The organism is Sporolactobacillus shoreae (genome assembly GCF_004684935.1).
GTDB classification, from domain to species: Bacteria; Bacillota; Bacilli; order Bacillales; family Sporolactobacillaceae; genus Sporolactobacillus; species Sporolactobacillus shoreae.
The window spans coordinates 1-20,885 of sequence record NZ_SRJD01000029.1 but is presented as its reverse complement, the minus strand read 5'-3'; the positions used below and the strand labels follow the sequence as shown (position 1 = coordinate 20,885).

Annotated in this window: 21 protein-coding genes and 1 rRNA gene; 6 read left to right on the top strand and 16 right to left on the bottom strand. The window is 44.2% G+C overall.

Features of this window, described 5'->3' with window-relative positions:
- The first annotated feature begins 123 nt into the window (after positions 1-123).
- Positions 124-2,232 (top strand): DNA topoisomerase III, encoded by a 2,109-nt coding sequence (locus E4665_RS16405; protein WP_135349885.1) that lies wholly within the window; start codon positions 124-126, stop codon positions 2,230-2,232.
- 79 nt (positions 2,233-2,311) lie between these two features.
- Here E4665_RS16405 and E4665_RS16400 read toward each other — a convergent pair whose 3' ends face one another.
- The 3 genes from E4665_RS16400 to E4665_RS16390 all read right to left on the bottom strand — a co-directional run bounded on the left by E4665_RS16400 (position 2,312) and on the right by E4665_RS16390 (position 4,410).
- The gene (locus E4665_RS16400) at positions 2,312-3,022 is read right to left on the bottom strand and encodes an SGNH/GDSL hydrolase family protein (RefSeq protein WP_241654927.1); all 711 of its coding nucleotides are present in this window, start codon (positions 3,020-3,022) and stop codon (positions 2,312-2,314) included.
- A 102-nt stretch (positions 3,023-3,124) separates the two neighbouring features.
- Entirely contained in the window at positions 3,125-3,613 is a 489-nt protein-coding gene (locus E4665_RS16395; protein WP_338326017.1) for a threonine/serine exporter family protein, read from the bottom strand.
- A gap of 11 nt (positions 3,614-3,624) precedes the next feature.
- The gene (locus E4665_RS16390) at positions 3,625-4,410 is read right to left on the bottom strand and encodes a threonine/serine exporter family protein (RefSeq protein ID WP_135349883.1); all 786 of its coding nucleotides are present in this window, start codon (positions 4,408-4,410) and stop codon (positions 3,625-3,627) included.
- 314 nt (positions 4,411-4,724) lie between these two features.
- Between E4665_RS16390 and gpmA the strand changes: the two genes are divergently transcribed.
- Positions 4,725-5,468 (top strand): 2,3-diphosphoglycerate-dependent phosphoglycerate mutase, encoded by a 744-nt coding sequence (gene gpmA / locus E4665_RS16385; protein WP_135349882.1) that lies wholly within the window; start codon positions 4,725-4,727, stop codon positions 5,466-5,468.
- A 326-nt stretch (positions 5,469-5,794) separates the two neighbouring features.
- Here the strand turns inward: gpmA and E4665_RS16380 are convergent, their stop codons facing one another.
- The 4 genes from E4665_RS16380 to E4665_RS16365 all read right to left on the bottom strand — a co-directional run bounded on the left by E4665_RS16380 (position 5,795) and on the right by E4665_RS16365 (position 9,794).
- A complete protein-coding gene (locus E4665_RS16380) occupies positions 5,795-7,216 on the bottom strand; it encodes an amidase (protein ID WP_135349881.1) in 1,422 nt (473 codons plus the stop codon).
- A 143-nt stretch (positions 7,217-7,359) separates the two neighbouring features.
- Complete coding sequence (locus E4665_RS16375; RefSeq protein WP_135349880.1) at positions 7,360-7,536, bottom strand: FeoB-associated Cys-rich membrane protein; 177 nt, start codon at positions 7,534-7,536, stop codon at positions 7,360-7,362.
- 30 nt (positions 7,537-7,566) lie between these two features.
- The gene (gene feoB / locus E4665_RS16370; RefSeq protein WP_135349898.1) at positions 7,567-9,564 is read right to left on the bottom strand and encodes a ferrous iron transport protein B; all 1,998 of its coding nucleotides are present in this window, start codon (positions 9,562-9,564) and stop codon (positions 7,567-7,569) included.
- 2 nt (positions 9,565-9,566) lie between these two features.
- On the bottom strand, positions 9,567-9,794 hold the full coding sequence (locus E4665_RS16365) for a FeoA family protein (protein ID WP_135349879.1): 228 nt from the start codon (positions 9,792-9,794) through the stop codon (positions 9,567-9,569).
- A 231-nt stretch (positions 9,795-10,025) separates the two neighbouring features.
- Here E4665_RS16365 and E4665_RS16360 point away from each other — a divergent pair, with 231 nt between their 5' ends.
- Positions 10,026-11,087, top strand: coding sequence for a two-component system sensor histidine kinase NtrB (locus E4665_RS16360; RefSeq protein ID WP_135349878.1), 1,062 nt, complete (start codon positions 10,026-10,028; stop codon positions 11,085-11,087).
- Between the two features lie 56 nt (positions 11,088-11,143).
- On the opposite strand, the gene E4665_RS16355 is transcribed toward E4665_RS16360, so the two are convergent.
- From E4665_RS16355 to E4665_RS16340, 4 genes are all read right to left on the bottom strand, one after another.
- Entirely contained in the window at positions 11,144-11,437 is a 294-nt protein-coding gene (locus E4665_RS16355; RefSeq protein WP_135349877.1) for a DUF2653 family protein, read from the bottom strand.
- Positions 11,425-11,862: a hypothetical protein gene (locus E4665_RS16350; RefSeq protein WP_135349876.1), complete on the bottom strand. Its 438-nt coding sequence runs from the start codon at positions 11,860-11,862 to the stop codon at positions 11,425-11,427. The genes E4665_RS16355 and E4665_RS16350 overlap by 13 nt, the downstream gene beginning before the upstream one ends.
- Positions 11,863-11,988: 126 nt before the next feature.
- Entirely contained in the window at positions 11,989-13,170 is a 1,182-nt protein-coding gene (locus E4665_RS16345) for a MalY/PatB family protein (RefSeq protein ID WP_135349875.1), read from the bottom strand.
- Complete coding sequence (locus E4665_RS16340) at positions 13,151-13,549, bottom strand: MerR family transcriptional regulator (protein WP_135349874.1); 399 nt, start codon at positions 13,547-13,549, stop codon at positions 13,151-13,153. Before E4665_RS16340 ends, E4665_RS16345 begins: the two co-directional genes overlap by 20 nt.
- A gap of 84 nt (positions 13,550-13,633) precedes the next feature.
- Here E4665_RS16340 and E4665_RS16335 point away from each other — a divergent pair, with 84 nt between their 5' ends.
- A complete protein-coding gene (locus E4665_RS16335) occupies positions 13,634-13,936 on the top strand; it encodes a hypothetical protein (protein ID WP_135349873.1) in 303 nt (100 codons plus the stop codon).
- 116 nt (positions 13,937-14,052) lie between these two features.
- Here E4665_RS16335 and E4665_RS16330 read toward each other — a convergent pair whose 3' ends face one another.
- Complete coding sequence (locus tag E4665_RS16330) at positions 14,053-14,634, bottom strand: thioredoxin family protein (protein WP_135349872.1); 582 nt, start codon at positions 14,632-14,634, stop codon at positions 14,053-14,055.
- Positions 14,635-15,078: 444 nt separating this feature from the next.
- Here E4665_RS16330 and proB point away from each other — a divergent pair, with 444 nt between their 5' ends.
- Together proB and E4665_RS16320 are read left to right on the top strand one after the other, a co-directional pair.
- A complete protein-coding gene (gene proB, locus E4665_RS16325) occupies positions 15,079-16,233 on the top strand; it encodes a glutamate 5-kinase (RefSeq protein WP_135349871.1) in 1,155 nt (384 codons plus the stop codon).
- Positions 16,230-17,495, top strand: coding sequence for a glutamate-5-semialdehyde dehydrogenase (locus E4665_RS16320; protein ID WP_135349870.1), 1,266 nt, complete (start codon positions 16,230-16,232; stop codon positions 17,493-17,495). The genes proB and E4665_RS16320 overlap by 4 nt, the downstream gene beginning before the upstream one ends.
- 83 nt (positions 17,496-17,578) lie before the next feature.
- On the opposite strand, the gene E4665_RS16315 is transcribed toward E4665_RS16320, so the two are convergent.
- The 4 genes from E4665_RS16315 to rrf form a co-directional block, all read right to left on the bottom strand.
- Positions 17,579-18,277, bottom strand: a complete 699-nt coding sequence (locus E4665_RS16315) for a LutC/YkgG family protein (protein ID WP_135349869.1) — start codon at positions 18,275-18,277, stop codon at positions 17,579-17,581.
- Between the two features lie 2 nt (positions 18,278-18,279).
- Complete coding sequence (locus E4665_RS16310; RefSeq protein ID WP_135349868.1) at positions 18,280-19,734, bottom strand: LutB/LldF family L-lactate oxidation iron-sulfur protein; 1,455 nt, start codon at positions 19,732-19,734, stop codon at positions 18,280-18,282.
- Positions 19,700-20,470, bottom strand: a complete 771-nt coding sequence (locus E4665_RS16305) for a (Fe-S)-binding protein (protein WP_174845499.1) — start codon at positions 20,468-20,470, stop codon at positions 19,700-19,702. The genes E4665_RS16310 and E4665_RS16305 overlap by 35 nt, the downstream gene beginning before the upstream one ends.
- A 288-nt stretch (positions 20,471-20,758) precedes the next feature.
- A 5S ribosomal RNA gene (gene rrf, locus E4665_RS16300) occupies positions 20,759-20,875 on the bottom strand.
- Positions 20,876-20,885 lie beyond the last annotated feature (10 nt).

Genomic DNA, 20,885 nt, shown 5'->3' with positions numbered 1-20,885 from the left:
ACCTTTACTGACTTTTAACATAAATTTTTCTGTCCTGAAACTTTTTCGCTGCTTCGATATAATGATATTAGAGCTTTGCTTCACAGTTAACAGTGAATGATGGAACGGAAAGGATGTTTTTGTATGGCAAAATCACTCGTTCTGGCAGAAAAGCCAAGTGTCGCCCGGGAAATCGCCCGTGTTCTCGGCTGCCGTAACGTCAGTAAAAGTTATATTGAGGGTAATCATTATGTCGTCACCTGGGCACTGGGTCATTTAATTGAGCTGAAAATGCCGGAGGACTATGACGGTCGCTATAAAACCTGGCGGATGGAAGATCTCCCGATCATCCCTGAAAAGATGGAAATCAAACCGATTAAACAGACAAGCGGGCAGTTCCGCTCCATCCGTCAGCTTGCCACACGGAAGGATTTCAGTGAACTGATCATAGCAACCGATGCGGGACGTGAAGGTGAGCTTGTTGCGCGCTGGATTATTGAGAAAATAAACTGGCGAAAACCTGTAAAAAGGTTATGGATCTCCTCACAGACTGATCGGGCCATCACCGAAGGCTTCAAAAATCTTAAACCGGCCAGTGACTTTGATAAGCTTTATCGCTCAGCAGTATGCCGTTCTGAAGCAGACTGGCTAATCGGTCTGAATATCTCGCGCGCACTGACAACAAAATACAATGATTCACTATCCGCGGGACGTGTTCAGACACCTACCCTCTCCATGATTCTTGAGAGGGAAAAACGGATTCATGCGTTCCGGCCTGAACCTTACTGGACCATTCAGGTTCAGGTTGGAGAATATACAGCAAACTGGCAGCGCGGAAATCAGACCAGGCTCTTTGATCAAAAGGAAGCGGAAGCAATCGCGCGCAGAATTAAAAGTCAGTGTGCCACCGTTCAGAAAACAGAAACAAAAAGAAAAACTGAACGCCAGCCTCTCCCCTATGATTTAACTGAACTGCAGCGGGACGCAAACAGGCATCTCGGGTTCTCCGCCAAAAAAACGCTGAACGTGCTGCAGAATCTGTACGAACACTATAAGATTGTGACCTATCCACGTACCGATTCACGGTATCTGACCCGTGACATCGCCGCAACAATGCCTGAACGGCTTAAAGCTATTTCTTCCGTGTATGGAGAAGAGACAAGGCAAATATTGCACAGACAAAAAGGAAAAGCTCTTGCAGATTTTGTATACAACGATTCAAAGGTCGGCGATCATCACGCTTTAATTCCAACTGAAGAACCGGTTTTCATCAATGATCTCTCTATAGACGAACGGAATCTATACGACATGATCATTACCCGTTTCCTGGCTCTTTTTTATCCTGAGTATCAATATGAGACCAGGAAGGCGATATTGGATGCGGATGGAGAAACGTTTATTATTCGTGATTCGGTTATCATTAATCCTGGATTTCACCTAATTACCCGCCAGGATAAGGAGCAGAATTCCCGCCCAAAGGCGTCCCTCAATAAAGGTCAGGCGCTTTCAATTAGTAAAACCGACATTTTGCAGCAGATGACCGAGCCCCCGGCGCGACTTTCGGAGGCTGACTTATTGACGCAAATGGAAAAATTCGGACTGGGCACACCTGCTACTAGAGCGGATATCATTGAGAAATTGATTCAGTCAGAGGCCATAGAACGCAACGCAGGAGGAAGGCTTAGCACCACTTCGAAGGGAAAACAGCTGATTGATCTGGTAAACCCGGAACTCAAATCCCCTGAGTTAACATCAAGGTGGGAGCTGGAACTGGAGAATATTGCAAAGGGAACAGGAAATCCATCCAAATTCATAGAAAATATACGTGAACAAACTCAGCAACTGGTAGCCGAAGTCAAGGACAGCGATCAGGATTACAAAATTCAGAATCTGACAGCCACTAAATGTCCGGAGTGCGGATCTCTCATGAAAGAATCACGTGACCGTGACGGTGGACGTGTTCTCGTGTGTACTAATCGATCGTGTGGATTCCGGAAGCGCAAGGATCCGAAAATTTCTAACCACCGGTGTCCTCACTGCCATAAAAAAATGGAACTTCATAAAGGTAAAGCGGGCGTTTACTTTCAATGCCGGAACTGCGGAATCGTCGAAAAGGCGGAAAAAATGGAGAAGAAGGCGGATAAGCGTGAAACACGGCATTTAATGAATAAGATGAATAGCAGTAATGAGGATTTCGGGAGTAGCCTGGCCGATGCTCTAAAAGCGGCTTTAGGAAATGACACTCAGAAATGAATAGTAAAAAATTGTCATATTAAAAGAGAGGCCATCAGGCCTCTCTTTTACGTAGAAATACTTCTCTCACAGGATAAAATCAGGTTAAGGCTCGAGCCCTGCTGACTTCAGTTCTCAGATCAGGAATTGAAGCAAATACGATCTCTGCGAGTGCCACATATCCCTTAGCAGTCGGATGCAAACCATCTTCATTGATCAACTCTGAAAAGTTCCCTTTATTTTTAAAAGCAGAGCGGATATCCACCGTAGGCAATCCAAGTTTTTGAACCATCTCTCTAAGTGAGCGGTTATACATTCCGTGCCAGTGTTCTATTCCACCGCAACAGCTAATCCAGTGCCCTATTGAATGGCTGTAATGATCCATCAGCGAGTGATAATAACGCGCCGGATCAAGAGGCAGCAGGCTGAGCACCACGGGCACTGCGCCGGAAGCAGAAATTCTCTGCGTCATCTGCCTGATATTTGACAGATAGCGGTTCAGCGGCACAATGGGGACGTGTTCTTCTTCAGGAAGCTTGGCGACCTGATCCCATCGAAAATTGCAGTCATTCCCGCCGACATTAATCAGAACGAGATCTGGATGGAGCTGTAAGACATCTTTGTCCAGACGCTTGACAAGCAAATCTGAATTGTCATTGAAAACGCCCTTATTGACCACTTCATCCTGATTGCCAAGAAACCGCTGAAGAAGTGTCGGATAGTTATCTCTGATAATCTTGAATCTTCCGCTCACAAAAGTAATTCCTCGTGTTACGCTATCACCGAAGCAAACAATTTTCACTTCTATCATCTCCCGAAATGTACCGGCTTTATTGTAACAGCCGGGAGAAAACCTTACATATATACTATCAGAAGGCAGTCAAACTTTACAGTATCCAGGAACAGAAAAAAACTATTTTCTGGAAAAAGTGACGCCCGTATTCAGTTTTTTGACTTTGTCAAAAAAGTTTTTCTTAAAAATCTGGTAGAGAACTTCCGCAAAAATAAGTCCCATAGCGATCGCGCCTGACAGAACAAACGCTTTCTCGGCCAGATGAATAGCCATGTCATAATGATCTCCGACCACTCGGCTCATGACAGTATAAGTCAATCCTCCCGGCACCAGCGGAATAATTCCCGCGACACTATAGACGATCACTGGATTTTTATAAAGTCTGGCAAAAATCTGGCTCGTTAGAGCAATCACAAATGAAGCGGCAAATGTGGCAACAAAGTCATTGCCGTTCCATTGATACAGAAAAAAATAAATCAACCAAGCGATGGCACCAATCAATCCGCCATGAATCAACGGCTTACGCGGAATATTATATATGATTCCAAAAGCACAGGTCGCAATAAAACTTGTCATGGACTGTATCAGAAATGTTATAATGATTCCCAATTCATTCACCTTCAATAGAGTGCTAAAGCAAAGGCGATACCAATACCGATAGCAAAAGCGGTGAGTCCGGCTTCCGCAGACTTGGACAGACCTGAGACCAAGTCGCCGGCCATCACATCACGCACAGCGTTGGTGATCGGCACCCCGGGAACCAGAGGCATAACAGCACCTATAATAATTTTATTTAATTCAAGCCCCATGCCTATTCTAACACTCAGAACGGCTATCAATCCGACTAGAATGGAAGACATGAACTCAGAAAAAAATTTCACCTTTGTCAGCCGGTGAAAATAGATGGTTCCGGCCTGCCCCGCACCTCCGGCGATAAAAGCCGGAAGTATGTCCCCCCACCTGCCCAAAAACATAATAAGAAAGCAGCTGCTTGCAGCAGCAGCAGCCAAAATCTGCAGCCATTCGGGATAGGTATTCACTATCCGGTCAATATGCTTCAGCCTCCGATGAATTTCTTCGATCTGTGCCCCGCCCTCGGCAACCTGTCTCGAAAGGCTGTTCACTTCGCTCACTTTGCGAAGATTAGTACCCCGGCGTGTAATTCTTACAAGCTGCGTTACATCACGACCTTCAATCGCAAAAACAATCCCTGTCGGTGTCACAAAGCTCTGCGCCTCATGAACCGAAAAGCTTTGCGCCAGCCGGTTCATTGTATCTTCAACACGAAACGTTTCCGCTCCGTTTTCCAAAAGAATTTTACCGGCGAGAACACAAACTTCAGCCACTTCATGGATAAAATTAATATTTTTTTCATTTGTCTTATTTATTTTATAGAAACCATTCATTTACAGAAAATCTTCTCTCTCTTTTGAGTATGATTATTATAATATGGCTATCTTCGCGGAACAAGACTTTTACATAGTTTTAACAGATGAAAATGTCAAACAGCAAAAAGCATGCTATAATTAATTGATGTGAAAATCACTGTTTCGTCATTCTATGCCGCTTGACGCGAGTGGTTTCGAGTAACACAGCTTCTTTTTGCGATACTCAAAAAAAGTGTTTCAAAACATTTCAAAGATGGACAAAATACCATTGAGGATGTCGAAACACAAGAGGTTATCGATTTTTTCAAATTTGAGAGGAGTGGACACACCCGATGGTCAAACTTGTATTGATTCGTCACGGACAAAGCGCCTGGAACTTGGAAAACAGGTTTACAGGATGGACAGATGTTGATTTAACTGAAAAAGGTGAACAGGAAGCAACTGAAGCCGGCGAAATTTTAAAAAAGAACGGCTTCGCATTTGATCTCGCCTATACCTCTGTACTGACCAGAGCAAATCATACACTGTGGAATGTCCTGCACGCACTTAATCTGACCTGGATTCCTGTAGAACACACCTGGCGTCTGAATGAACGTCATTACGGTGCTCTTCAGGGCTTGAATAAGGCCGCGACTGCAGAGAAATACGGTGCCGAGCAGGTACATATTTGGAGACGTTCCGCGGATGTCCAGCCACCTGCACTGACGCAGGATGATGAACGTTATATTGCCCAGCTGAATGATCCACGGTATGCAGGCCTTACTGAAGCTGAACAGCCTCTGACAGAAGATCTTCTGGATACAGTTGACCGTGTGCTCGTTTACTGGAACAAAGAAATCGTTCCTCAGATCAAGGCGGGCAAAAAAGTGATTATCGCAGCTCATGGTAATTCACTTCGCGCGCTGGTGAAGCATCTCGATAACGTTTCAGCTGATACGATTGTTGGTCTGAACATCCCTACAGGCACTCCGCTGGTTTATGAGCTTGACGAAAACCTCAGGCCTCTGAATCGCTATTATCTTGGTGAAAACGGACCTCTGGACAAAGAGGTTCTTCCTTCCGCTGAAACAAAATAATAGTTAGTGCTTTGCGGAAACACTCCTGCTTCAGCGGGAGTGTTTTTTATTAACGGCTGATGGAGCAAAAAAAACCTCCGGAACGATCCGGAGGCATCAGACAAGTTTCACATCTGTGCGGTTTCCTTAGCAATTGAATCGGGAAAAAGTTCGTCTGACATGGGCTGTCAGTTCACCCCGGAACAGATGAGATACAATGTCAAAATAAGCTGGGTAGTTATGCTAAGTGCAAAGAATAAAAAATTGGGCTTGTTAATCATGTTCAACGTGATTATTGTAAACCCTTTCTTAAAAAATGTAAAGGCTATCATTGATCATCCTAACGGTTACATTGACGCCAGGGTCGGTATTTTCAGCAATGTCTCCGCCCACCTGGCAAACTGGAACAGGCCTCTGTCATTCAGACGACGACCGATACATTGCATGCCCACCGGAATTCCACCGGTCGTGAAACCGATGGGCAAGGAACACGCCGGCTGTCCTGTCAGGTTGACCGGACTTGTCATCATCCAGTCTGATTCGGGATTAATCTGCTTACCATTGATCCGTTCAGGTCCCTCAGAATTAAAAGGATAGACTGCGGCCGCAAGTGTCGGGGAGACAAGAACATCAAATTTTGGAAATTGTCCTTGAAACATTTTCCACAGATAAGTCCGATAATTGTTCATATTGAGGAGCTCCTCGGCCGTGGCATTTTCACCTCTCCGAATCATTGAAATTAACGTTTCAGATAATTCATCCCGGTGTTCGGCCATTAAATTTTTCGTACTGACTGCGAGGCCGATCATCCACAGACGATTAAAATAGTGAACATATCCTTCCAGATCCTTATTCATGCGTATTTCAGCCGGTTCAACAATTGCTCCGGATTCGCTGAAACTCTCAAGTGCATGATAGAAAACAGACTGAATTTCAGAATCTACTTCATACATCCCAAAATCCACTGTATACCCGATGCGAAACTGCTTCTTCCTTCTCCCAAGTGTTTCGCTTATTGGTGGATCCAACCTGTCTAGCGAATACGGATCGAGTACTGAAGGCCCCTGCATTACATCAAACATCAATGCCGCATCCGATACCGTTCGGGTTATCGGACCGTAACTAATGAATGGGAGAGTGTTCGCAAAAAGATCTTCTGGATGGTTATCCGCCGGAATTCTTCCGAAACTCGGCTTAAACCCAAATACGCCGCACAGGCTTGATGGAATACGTATCGATCCCCCTCCGTCGCTTCCCTCAGCAAGGGGGCAAAATCCGGCAGCTACCGCGGCGGCTGATCCTCCACTGGATCCCCCAGTTCCATTATCGGTTTGCCATGGATTTCTGGACGCGCCGAACAATCGATTATTGGTTGTTCCCTTGTGTCCGAACTCCGGCGTATTGGTTTTTCCCAGGAGTACCGCTCCCGCCGATTTTAACCGTGCGACGACAGTTGCGTCGTACCCGGGAATATGGTTTTCATAAACTAGACTGCCGTACGTAGTCCGCAGTCCTTTCGTATTCGTGAGATCCTTGATGGCCACTGGTACGCCGTCCAGAGGCAGCGCAGTCTTTTCTTTGTATCTTCTTCCGGATGTCTCAGCCGAATGAAGCGCCTCCTCGCGGTTTAGCGTAACAAACGCATTAATCAGCGGATTCAGTCTGTCAATCCGATTCAGGGCATCCCGAATCACCTCAACAGGGGTCAAACTGCCTTTCCTATAGGCATTAATTAACTCGATCGCGCTTAGAGAAAAAGTTCCTGACAAACCGCACCTCTTCTTTCTTTTATTAGTTAACTAAATTATAAAATCAGTTTACATTTAAAGTATAAATGAAAATAAGTTCAAATAAAAATGACTGCCCCATTACAGGCAGTCTCCTTATCGTTTTACTACTTCATTATAAGCGGTTAGATTGATGCATCCTTGCTTTGATCAGTACACCTGCAATCGCTTTGGCCGCAGGATTCCTTGATCGCGCAAGCCGCGCATTTTCCCTTCCGGCTCGTCTGAAAGAATTTTACCATCATCCATGCCGCATATCCGAATATTAACAATCCAAGAACGGTACTGACGATAATCCCCATAATATGATCCTTCCTTTTGATTGAAATGGTTCAGAATCCGAGCAACAGACCGGTGCGATAAAAGATAAATGAGATCAGATAAGCCAATATCACGCAGTATCCGATGGTAAACAAAGTCAGCTTTGCTGTCCCTACTTCGTGTTTTATCGCTGGAACGGTTGACATGCAGGGGATATACAATAACGTAAATACCATAAAACTGTATGCCTGAAGGGGAGTAAACGCCTGTCTAATGGATTCGTTCAGTGATCCGTCCCCTGAAGCGTGGTAAATAATTCCCAGAGTGGACACAACCGATTCCTTCGCCAGAAACCCAGTAACGAGCGCCGAAGCAGCTTGCCATGTTCCAAATCCCAGTGGTGCAACAATCGGAGCGATTGAGGAGCAGGCAAGGGCAAGAAAACTCTGCTGGATATCGACATTAACGCCGCCGGGTCCCGTATAAGAAAGTAACCAGACAAAAATTGTCCCGCCCAGAATAAAGGTCGTGGCCTTTTTTACAAATCCTTTGGCTTTATCCCAAGTACTCTGCAATATTGTCTGCAGATTTGGAATCCGGTAAGGAGGCATTTCAATGACAAAAACCGATTTTTCTTTTTTCATAAACATTGAAAATATCTTGGCCATGATCATTGCCATCACAATGCTTAGAAAATAAAGTGATAAAACGACAAGCGCCTGATATTTCGCAAAGAAAACTCCTGCAAACAGACTGTATACCGTCAAACGGGCCGAGCAAGACATTAACGGTGATATCAGTACGGTTAGCAGCCTTTCCTTCGGCTGTTCAATCGTGCGAGCAGCCATTACTCCGGGTATGTTACATCCGAAACCGATCACAAGTGGAATAAATGCTTTGCCATTCAGACCAACTGCTTGCATCAGCCGATCCATGACCAGAGCCACACGTGCCATATAACCTGAATCTTCAATCCAGGAGATAAAAAAGAAGAGAACAAATATCTGAGGGACGAAGACGATCACTCCGCCTACACCTGCGATGATCCCGTTCAGAATGACATCCCGGATAAATGGAACAACACCCATCCATTCGAGAACCGTCCGCGTCCAGTCCGTCAGTGGACCTGAGAAAAAAGCATCCAGTATATTGGAGAACGGGTTTCCAATCCAATTGAATGTAGCGTGAAAAATCAGGTACATGACGCCAAAAAACAATGGAATTCCAAGGAACCGGTTTGTCACAAACGCATCAATTTTTGTGGAAATAGAAGAGCTGGCCTCTTCTTTCTTATTAACGACCTTGGCAAGGATGCGGTTGATATACCTCTTCCTAACATGATGAATCCATTCTGCAGCTGTGATACTTCGGCTTCTTCCGGCGAAAGTTCTATTTAGTCTTTCTGCTATCCGGGCCGCTTCCAGTGAATCAGCAGACAGCCGGACAAAATCCACAACTACCTGGTTACCCTCAAGATACTGTATGGCCAGCCATCGTTTATTCATCTTCACATCAGGCATTATCGATTCCAATGAACCTATCGCTTTTTCAATATCGAATCCATAGTCCAATGAAAAGTAGGATTTTTTCACGTCCTTCAGGTGCGCCATTGTCTCCATTACAGCGTGGCAACCGCGGCCGCTCCTTGCAACGACAGGAAGGACCGGCACATTTAATAGCTCTGAGAGTTTTTGATCATCTATTGAAATTCCGCGATGTTTCGCCACATCGAGCATATTAAGTGCGATGACAGCAGGCTTTCCAAATTCAAGTAATTCAATGGTCAGCTGCAGATTTCTCGCCAGCTGAGAGGCATCAATAATATTAATCATGGCTGAGAAATCATTTTCAAGCAAGAAAGTAGTCGCTACCGATTCATCCTTGGAAAGAGGAGACATCGCATAGAGCCCGGGCAAATCAACCAGTGTTCCGAGATTGTCTTTTAACCTTCCAATCTTTTTCTCAACAGTAACCCCGGTCCAGTTTCCGACAAAAGCATAAGAACCAGTCAGTAAATTAAATAATGAGGTTTTTCCTGTATTTGGATTACCAAAAAGGGCAAATTCCAAAGTCACTCACACTCCACAAGAATGCAGTCCGCTTCAGATCGCCGGATTCCAATACATTCTCCGCAGGACTCAAACATGCACGGACCTCCGAAGGGCATTGAGGATTTATAGCATATTTTTTCTCCCACAGTGATCCCCAGATCCATAAGCCTTCTCCGAATGACTCGATCTATTTGTGACAGGTCCGAGATTTTGGCATAGGTACCTGGCTTTAGCTCAGATAACTGCATCGTGAATCCTCCTGACAAAACTGCTGGTATTGATAATTGTTTTCATTTAATTTTAGGCCATCTATCGCTATTTGACAATCCCTGTTTTTGATACAGCTTTTCGTCTGCGTTCGGAATAACATCTAGAATGTCGACAAGTTAACAAAAAAAAAGAATATTTTCGGCATTTAAATCATAAATGTTTACAAATATTGTGAAGAAACTTATGATTTCTTATTAGGAGGATTCAAAATGAACAGCGACGTTGATTCTGTCAAGGATTTGAAGATTGACTATGAGAAAGTTGTAAATAATGTGAGTGAGGCTGTCATTATCTTACAGGGTGACCGGATTATTTCTGCAAATAATCCGGCAGTAAAACTGTTTTCAGGTGGCAGACAGTCTCCAGTTGCTGGCACCCCTCTTTCTCAATTTATCGATATGAATCCGTTGTCACAATTACATGATCGGATTCACCAAGTCATTTATGACAAATTAAGCAATAATCAAATGAAACTATCGATAACCTCGTGGGAAGGTTTAATGACACCTGTAGAAGTTCTGATAAATTCCATAGATCCCTCAGATCAGACGCTGGTACAACTGACCCTATGGGATCTCAGCGGGCAAAAAGCGATTGAAGAAAAGTTGATGCAGTCAGAAAAGCTCTCCGTCATTGGAAAATTATCCGCAGGAATTCTTCATGAAATAAAAAACCCGCTGACCTCAATAAAAGGCTTTTTGCAGCTAATGCAGAAGGAGCCTGTAATAAACAGGAATTATATTGACATTATCCTTGGTGAAGTCAACCAGATTGAAAAAATAGCCGGAGAGCTCCTCCATTTTTCCAAACCAAAGCCCCAAAGTTTTGAGCTGCAAGATCTGACGGTTATTGCCAGAGAAGCGATGTTTCTGTTTGAAACTCTGGCACTTAAGAATCAAATAACCCTTGATTTACAGTCAGGAAATTCGGAACATCTGATCTTCGGAGACGGCACTCAACTCAGACAGGTTTTTATCAACCTGATTAAAAACGCGATCGAAGCATCCGAAGATGGAGGTAAAGTAACGATTGTACTTTCATCATGTCATTCACAGGAACGCGTGATGATACACAATACGGGGAAGGAAATTCCGGAATCCCTGCTAAAAAAACTCGGAAAATCTTTTATCACAACCAAGGAAAACGGAACAGGTCTTGGATTAATGGTTAGTTATACAATTATTGGCAATCATCGAGGTATGGTTACTGTAAAGAGTGCGAAAGGTAAGGGCACCTCATTTCTTATTACTTTCCCTAAGACACAAAAATAATAGAAAAAAAGGCAGAAAGATCTCAATTTGATCACTTTCTGCCTTATAAATAGGGTTCATGACTGGTAAAGAGCGACGATACCTTCCTGAGGATCGAGCTGCAGTTGTAGCGAAGCAGAGTATGGATCTTTCTGCATCTCCCTTTCAATCCAGAAACGAATGGCCTCAATAATATTTGACTCAATGAGTACTTGTTTCCTTTCGTCCACATAAACCTCGGCGGAAAATCCATAATCATCGTCAAATATTAATTCGGTTTTCACATGATCCGTGGAGATCTGTTTCTTATCAGAAATAAACAGACAAATTGCGTTAACGATTTCCTGTTCCGAGATGATTACCTCTTCCATTGATCGGATTCCTCAGCCTTTCTGCGTCTGGAACGGTCTGCTATGCTGACAAAGAGATAACGGATCAATGCAATGATTGCGATAATGGCAAGAATATTAATCAGAAATCCTGCCATCATTCCAAATCCTCCGAAGTGGGAAAGCAGACTTCCGAACAACAAACCGGATAACCCTCCGAAAATCATCCCTTTCATAAAGCCGCCGCTTGTAAACCCTCGCATAGAGTTTCCAAAACCCTGGTATGATTTCTGCTGACGTGATCCAATTGGAGAGTTAAAACCACTGCCCTTATTGGGGCTGAACGATTTAATTCCAGATCGGTACCCCTTTGCGCTCACCTGATGATCTTGGTGAAAAACGTAATCTCCTGCAGGCGAAAAGATCAATGCCAGCGCAAGAAATGCCGCCATCAATTTTTTTATCATATTTAATCCTCCGATGTAGACTCTTTTCTATTATTATTGAGCTTCATGATTATTATTTACGAAAATTGTGTGAAAAAGTTCCCATTTTTCGAATGCTTTTCTGCTCAATTACAGTATTCGTTGTTTTTATTTCGTTATAGCTGTCTTCAGCCTGAACATCGCTTCCTCAATCATTGTCCGGGGACAGGCAAGATTCATGCGGATGAACCCCTCTCCTTCACTTCCGAATGTATAACCCTGATTAAAAGCAACATGTGCCTTTTGAATCATCAGCATTTGAAGGCTCACTTTATCAAGTCCGAGCCTGCTGCAGTCAATCCAGCCAAGATATGTCCCTTCTAAAGGAATAAGCATCAGATCCGAAAGTTCAGCATGGAGGTAATTTTCAATATAATCAGCGTTCCCATGAATATAATTTAGACACTGGTTGAGCCATTCCCCACCGCAGCGATAAGCTGCTTCGGCCGCAGTCATACCCAATGTGTTTGGTTCACTCAGGCTGAAACGATGCTGCTGATTTTGATAAATTTTTCTTAAGCTTGGATCAGAAATAATAATGTTAGATATTTGCAGACCCGCCAGGTTGAATGTTTTGCTCGGGGCTGTACACACAACCGTATGGCTGGCAACTTCTTGTGACAGACTGGCAAAAGGAATATGATCATGCCCGTCATAGGTCAAATCTTCATGAATTTCATCGGAGACCACAAGAACATTGTTCTTCTGCGTCAATTCCGCCACCTTTAAGAGTTCCTCTTTGGTCCAAACACGGCCGACAGGATTGTGAGGCGAGCAGAGAATCATCAATTTTACTGATGGATCGGACAGCTTCCGTTCGAGATCATCAAAATCAATTGTATATCTGCCGTTATAATAAACCAGGGGATTGGTCACGAGCTCCCGTCCCTGATTATGTGCTACCTCCCTGAAAGGTGGATAGACAGGAGGCTGGATTAATATTTTATCCCCTCGTTTTGTAAAACCTTCCACAATCAGGTTAAGCGCAGTGACCACCCCAGGGCTGTGACAGATCCACTCCTTCTCAACAGTCCAGCCATGCCGGACTTCCATCCACTTTTGAACTGCAGACAGATAGCTGTCTGTCTGGTAGGTATAACCATAAATACCATGCTTGATTCTATCCGAAAGGGCTTTAGTAACTGAATCAGGTACCTGGAAATCCATGTCGGCAACCCAAAGCGGAAGCAGATTTTCCCCTTTGAAAATACGGTCCGCTTCATCCCATTTTACTGAAGCCGAACCATATCGGTCGTTTCGTTGATCAAAATCATAGATTTTCTCTGTCATTCGCTGCTCGCTCCTCTTCAATCAATTGAGTATTCTGTAGTGCTTCGATCAGTAGATCAATATCCTTCTTTTTTCTTCTGATGCTTTGTTCTTCCGTAGACAATTTTAATCGTTCCTTTTTTAACTGCTCCAGTATGGTCTTAATCAGAACTGATGAGCCACATTTTTTTGTTCGCTTGATTGAAAAAATTGATTGAATTATTTTTAACGACATGCCCAGTTGCTGCATCTCTTTAATCGCCTGAAAATCACTCAATTCGTCCTCCCCATATTCTTTAAACGATTGACCTCTTTGCGGCAGAATCAGTCCCAGTTCTTCATAATAACGAACTGCGTCCTTCGTTGTTCGACACTGTTGAACAAATTCTCCGATTTTCATATGACACAGCCTCTTTCTCTTGACAAGGGGTTAACCCCGTCCTGTTTAATCTTTTTGAAGCTTAAACGATTTGGAGGGATTCTTATGATTAGTGGTAGTCTCTTGTTACTTTATTCATTGATTAATCTTATATCAGGTGCGGCAGTCTGGCACAAAATTAAGATGAAAAATGTACTTGCTTTTTATCTGGCGGCCCATCTGTTATGCGGAATAACAGGGGCTCTCATGATCGGGCATCTTATTTCCGAGCCTTATTTCATCATTACACTTTGCCTGGCACTGGTAAGCCGTTTTTTAAACGGATTCTTTTTGTTTCATCACGTGCACATCATGCATCATATCATGACAGCTACTTTTTTTCTTGTTATTCTCCTGATTGGCTATTAACACTATAATTTTTTAACTCGTTCTTCATTATCAAACTATTTAGCGATAGAGAAACAGTCCGCTCTTTTAAATTAATGGAGCGGACTGTTTTTTCAATTTTTATTGACCACAAAAGATTAAACCAGATCACATGCTTCAGCTGGCATCCAATGTGCATCCTGGCCTTCCCACTTCACATTGCAGCCGATCGGGTTGGTTAAATTCGTTGTGACTGTTTTGCCGTCTGTTATTTCCGCAAGAGCAATGTCAAGGTCGTTGACTGTTGCTTTCTCAGGTTGTCTCGGATTGTCGAGTTCACGCCCTGTATATAACAGATTGCGTTCCTTATCAAAAACAAAAAAGTGAGGTGTCCTCAGTGCACCATAAGCTTTTGCCGTTTCCTGAGACTGATCGCGAAGATAGATCCACGGATAATTTTCTTGATTCATCTGTTCAACCATGTGTTCAAATGAATCCCCTGGATGTGTCTGTTCACTGTTTGAATTTATAGCGACAAATTTTACACCCTTGTTCTGGTATTTTTCAGCGATTTTTTTAGTAATGGGATTAGAGCCAAGTACAAACGGGCAGTGATTGCAGGTAAAAAAAACGACCAAAGTTTTTACTTCTGAGAAGTCAGACAATGAATAAGTTTTGCCATCTGTAGCCTGAAGTGAAAATGCCGGTGCTTTCTCACCTATCTGCAGTGTAAATGCCAATTTGAAAACCTCCCTGATTAATCTTTACACTGCTCATTTTAACATTACCGCCCGGAATGGCAAAAAAATAAAACACTCTCATGTGAGTTGAATTCTGAAAATCAAACTAATTTTTCCAACTGATTGAATCTATTCCTTGACTCATCCAGCACAGGCGAATATAATAAATTTAATTATACAGTGCGTTGATAGGGATTATTAAGCAGCGAAGCGCGAGAGAGAGCGGTGTCCGTTGGCTGAAAGAAACCGCCGCATCCTTACTGCTGAACCTACCCTTGAGCTGCTCCGGCTCAGAACCGGGCCGTCCGCTTCACGTTACGAAGTACCGAGAGAGTGTGTCTGAAACGTCACACTAACAAAGGTGGTACCGCGGGCATAGTCTCTTCCCGTCCTTTTATTCAGGACAGGAAGAGGCTTTTTTCACGAAATGAGAGGAAATCAGCAATGGAAACAAAACGGATTGTTGTAAAAATTGGGAGCAGCTCGTTGACAGATGCTCACGGAAAACTGGATAAATCTAAACTGAGAGACCATACGGATGCGGTTGCAAAGCTGAAAGAAACAGGACACGATGTAATCATTGTTTCTTCCGGAGCCGTTGCAGCCGGCTACTGCGGTCTGGGCTACCCTTCCCGCCCTGTTACTATTGCTGGCAAACAGGCCGCTGCTGCCGTCGGGCAGGTCATGCTGCTTAACAGTTACGCAGATGCTTTCCGCAACCATGGGATGACAATCGCTCAACTGCTTCTGGCACGTCAGGACTTCGAACGCCGCGAACAGATGAGCCATGCTTACTCTGCCCTCTCTGAATTACTCAGGCGCTCTGTCATTCCCGTCATTAATGAAAATGACTCTGTGTCCCTTGAAGAACTGACTTTCGGTGACAACGACATGCTTTCGGCACTGGTCAGCGGTCTGGTTCATGCTGATTTTCTGGTCATACTGACGGATGTCAACGGGTTATATGATAAGAATCCCTCACTCTACCCAGATGCGGCACGGTATAATTTTCTGACGGAACTTCCTGTGGAACTCCTCAAGGAAACAAGCAGTACTTCAGGTTCAAAAGTCGGGACGGGTGGCATGAAATCGAAATTACGCGCAGCGCGGACCGCTTTGTCACTCGGTGTGAGGACATTTATAGGCAAGGGAAGCGGGCCTGATAAATTGGTGAAGATTCTCAATGGCAATGGAGACGGCACATATATTGGATCAGCCGACCTCAGGCCTTCACTTAAAGTCTCCAAACAGTGGATTGCTCTGCATTCACCAATTTCCGGAAAGATAGAAATCGACGACGGTGCCGTTCACGCTTTAATGGACGAGGGGAAAAGCCTGCTGCCTGCAGGAGTAAAAAAAATCTACGGACGCTTTTTTGCCGGAGAGGTCATTCAGATTGTTGACGGGTATCATCATGTTCTTGGTAAGGGTCAGGTTAACTATACTTCACAGCAATTAAATGAAATAAAAAGCCTGCCCAGCACCATGGCAATGACTCGGGCAAACAGCGGCCATCCTGAGGTTGTTCACCGTGACAATTGGGTCCCCTGGAATGCGCAGATCGAGCCAACAACTTCAGAAAAGGAGAGAAAACAATGAATCAGATTCTTGAAGATAACGAATTGCTTCAAAAAGGGCAGAAAGCAAAAATAGCATCCCAGGCCCTGGCTGTCGCGACTTCAGATCAAAAAAAAGCTGCATTACTCGCGATATCAAATGAACTTCGTCAGAGCATTAGTGAAATTATGAACGCTAATGTTTTGGATATAGAGATGGCAAAGAAGCGAGGTACAACAGACGCTCTGATTGACAGACTAATGCTTAATGAAGAGCGTGTTAACACGATGGCTGACGCACTTATTCACCTTACAGCCCTGCACGATCCAATCGGCGATGAACTTGCGAACTGGAGTCGGCCGAATGGTCTCCATATTCATAAAGTGCGCGTTCCAATCGGTGTCGTCGGAATGGTTTACGAGGCGCGGCCGAACGTCACTGTTGATGCAACAGGCCTTTGTCTCAAAACCGGCAATGCTGTTTTTCTTCGAGGGAGCGGTTCTGCCATTCATTCGAATCAGGCACTTGTTACGGCCATTCGCCGCGCCCTCCAGACAACTGATCTTCCGGTTGAAAGTGTACAGTTGCTTGAAGACGTCAGCCATGAAACGGCTAAACGTTTTTTTAAGTTAAAAGATCTGATTGACGTACTTATTCCTCGTGGGAGCAAAAGGCTGATTCAAACGGTTATCAGCCAGTCAAGTATTCCCGTTATAGAAACTGGCGCCGGAAACTGTCATCTTTTTATTGACCGTACAGCCGAGGTGGAGATGGCTATCCAAATCGCACTGAATGCCAAAACGCAGCGTCCTTCTGTATGCAATGCCATCGAAACAATTATCATTGATGAGGAATGGTTTATGAATCATGGAGACCGCCTGATACAATCATTAGTGTCTGCCGGTGTAGAATGCCGTATTGATCCGGCGGTCGCTTCCATTTACCCGGAACTTCCTGTCGCAACAAAGGAAGACTGGCAGACAGAATATCTCGACACCATTGTTGCCATTAAAATTGTCTCAGATGTGAATGAAGCCATTCATCACATTAATGAGTACGGAACGAAACATTCAGAATCAATCATTTCAGAGACACCAGTCAATGTAAAACGATTCTTTCTATATGTTGATGCTTCCACCCTCTATCACAATGCGTCAACACGTTTTACTGATGGTGAAGCCTTTGGCTTTGGCGCTGAAATCGGCATCAGTACCCAAAAGCTTCATGCCAGAGGTCCAATGGGACTTGAAGCATTAACCAGTATTAAATATCTGGTAACGGGTGCCGGACAGGTCCGTGAATAGACCCAAATACGGGCAATAAGAATAAAACGCAGGATGGATAGAAATCCATCCTGCGTTTTATTCTATTAAATCTATTCAAATCATTAAAGATCATGAACGACAATATAGGCAACTTTAACTGGTCCATGTACTCCGACAACAAGCCGCATTTCAATATCAGCACTGTTGCTCGGCCCGGAAATAAAATTAATGTAATGTGAGATTTCGCTGCCTTCTTCAACCTTTTTCTCGACCATCTGCATGGCCTGAGTAAGACGCGGAACAATCAGGCTCTTTGGAACAATAACAATTGATGTTACCGGGAGAAGACTGACGCTTCTCGCTTTGTCCTTGTCATTGAAAAGCCCAGCGGTTGCCGATTCCGCAAGCATGACATCAGCGATTGAAATACCTATATTGGCCTGTGCCGCAACGTCGATATTCTTATGTCCGTTATTTACGTTCCATATATATGCATCACTTTTTCGAAGAACGTCAGTCAGGCCGAAATCAGAGAAACGATGATCGTTTGTGGCAATAACTGGTGCCCCACCATATTCAGTTATTGCGTTGTCAAGTGTGTCTGCCAGTTGATCTGCTGTCGTTTCAAAAATCGTCGTGTGGATTAATTCACTGGCTTTTTTCATAATCTCGACAAGCTGATCCTTCGAGGAGTTCTGATATACTGCCCATTGCGGCTGATTCGTCCAATCCGGAGTCTCAACCAGCGCACCGCTCTCCCGATTTAACTTCTTCGCTATATTTTCAAGAAATGCTTCGCGATTCTCAATGGTACCGCTCATTATCAGTCACTCGTTTCTTTATTCGTTTTCTGAACTTCAGTTTCCTTATGCCTCTTAAACCACGCTCTGAAATTTTCTTTGCTGGGCGCTGGTAGATCACGTCCGTGTGTCCATGGTTTCATAGGTCCCGGACCTTTCTCAATGGCACCGTGATGAACGAGAGGCTTGAGCAAAATCGGCGCTGTCTTCATGCCGGCTTTGTAGATAAACGGTGAGCTTGCCCCGATTCCAAACCCTTTCATCGCTATCTTCTCACTGGCAGGCGGCGTTCCACCACCCTCCACGTATTTTCTGCGGTGCTTGATCAGTAGTTCGTGCAGCGGTATTTTTACGGGACATGCTTCCGTACACGCTGCGCAAAGACTGGATGCATAGGGAAGCTTACCATACTCTTTGTAGCCGCCTAAAATAGGAGAGAGGACAGCCCCGATTGGACCCGGATAAATTGATCCGTAGGCATGACCGCCGATATGACGGTATACCGGGCAGACATTCAGGCATGCTGCACAGCGGATGCAGTGAAGCGCAGGCTGAAATTCAGTCCCCAAAGCTTTGGATCGACCGGCATCAACAATGACCAGATGAAAATCTTTCGGACTATCAACAGTGTCATCTTGTTCTCCAGGAGTTATGTCTGTTACATAGGTTGTCAGTCGCTGACCGACCGAACTCCGGCAGAGGAGCGTGACTAAAATGTCCAATTCCTTCCAGCTCGGGACTAACCTTTCCATTCCCATAACCGTGATCTGTGTTTCAGGGAAAGTCGTCACCATGTTAGCATTGCCTTCATTTGTAACAAGACAAATGCTTCCCGTATTGGCAACCGCAAAGTTACATCCTGTAATACCGACATCAGCTTCAAGAAACTTGCTGCGTAATGTTTTCCTTGCGAAACCGGCAAGTTCTTTTGGATCGTCCGTCCCCTTATAGCCCAACTTTTTGAAGGAGTCCCGGATCTGCTGTCTGTTTTTATGAACAGATGGAACAACAATATGGGACGGCTTGTCCTTATCAACTTGCAGGATGAATTCGGCAAGGTCCGTTTCAAGAACGTTGCATCCTTCTTCTTCAAGGGCTTCATTCAAACTAATTTCTTCAGTGACCATTGACTTTGACTTAACAATATTTTTGGCCTTTTTCTCTCTTACAACTTTTCTTATATAGCCTTGCGCTTCCTCGACCGTCTGTGCAAAGAATACATGTCCTCCACGTGCTGAAAAATTATCACTGAGCTGTTTCAGATAATAATCCAAATGGTTCAGTGTAAATGCACGTATTTCTTCTCCGGCGTTTCGCCAGTTTTCCCAATCACCCAGCGTTTCATCCCCTACAGTCGCCTTCAATTTTTTATCGCGAAGACCGTCCTGAGCAGAAGAAACAGCATTGACCATGAAGGAATTATGAATCGCCTGATCCACACCCTCAAAGAACGGTTGATTTCCCACTTTCATTGACATTGCCGGATTCCCCCTCTCTTTGATGGCTGTTAAGAATTTGGGCGATATGCATCACCTTAACGCTTTTACCCATTCTCCTCATGCGGCCTCCAATATTCATCAAACAACTCGCATCAGCACCAACCAATACATCTGCTTTCGTCTCTTCGATATGGCGGATTTTCTCATCAACCATCTGTTCGGAAATTGGGGCCATTTTCACTGAAAAGGTGCCACCGAACCCGCAGCAATCATAATTGTTCGGAAGTTTGACAAGTTCCAGTCCTTTAACATGACTCAACAGCTTGTAGTGTGAATCCCTCTCGCCCAAAAGACGGGTCATATGGCAGGATGTGTGCAAAGTAACTTTTGCATGAAACTCCGCGCCAACATCCTCAACTCCGAGGACATGAACAATAAACTGAGTAAATTCATATGTTTTTTTTGCCATCGCTACAGCTTTGTCATGCCATTCAGGGTCAAGTGAGAAAAAATTGGGATATTCGTGGAACATCGCCGCACACGAACCCGAAGGACAGACAATATAATCAGAATGCTCAAAAGCCGTGATCATTTGTTTGGCAGGAGCTTTTGAATCTTCCGCATAGCCACTGTTATAGGCCGGCTGTCCGCAGCAAACCTGACCTTCAGGGACATCAACATCGCATCCCAGCCTTTCTAGGACTTCTGTGACATCTTTGAGCATATCAACATAAAAAAGTTCTCCAAGACATGTTGTAAATAGTGAAACCTTCAAATTGTTCATCCTCTTTTCAATCTCTGCCAATAGTTACGATTTTGGGTGGATTTGCTTCTGGTGAAAAAATGATTAAGAATCATAAATTGTTATTTTAGTATTTAAATAGCAGTCGTAACAATTTGTCCACTCAATTATCACAGTTTATACATATTTGAAAAAAGTGCAACCTATCTCGTCCATTTTTATCTTATTTAATTGTAATAGTGAAAATGCAAAATTTCTATCTCCTTAAAAACCTAAAAAAAGAGGCATTCCCGTTTTTGGGGAATGCCTCTTAATCTATTTGCCTGGCAGTGACCTACTCTCACAGGGGGACAGCCCCCAACTACCATCGGCACAGAAGAGCTTAACGGCCGTGTTCGGGATGGGAACGGGTGTGACCTCTTCGCTATGACCGCCAGACTAAAACCCG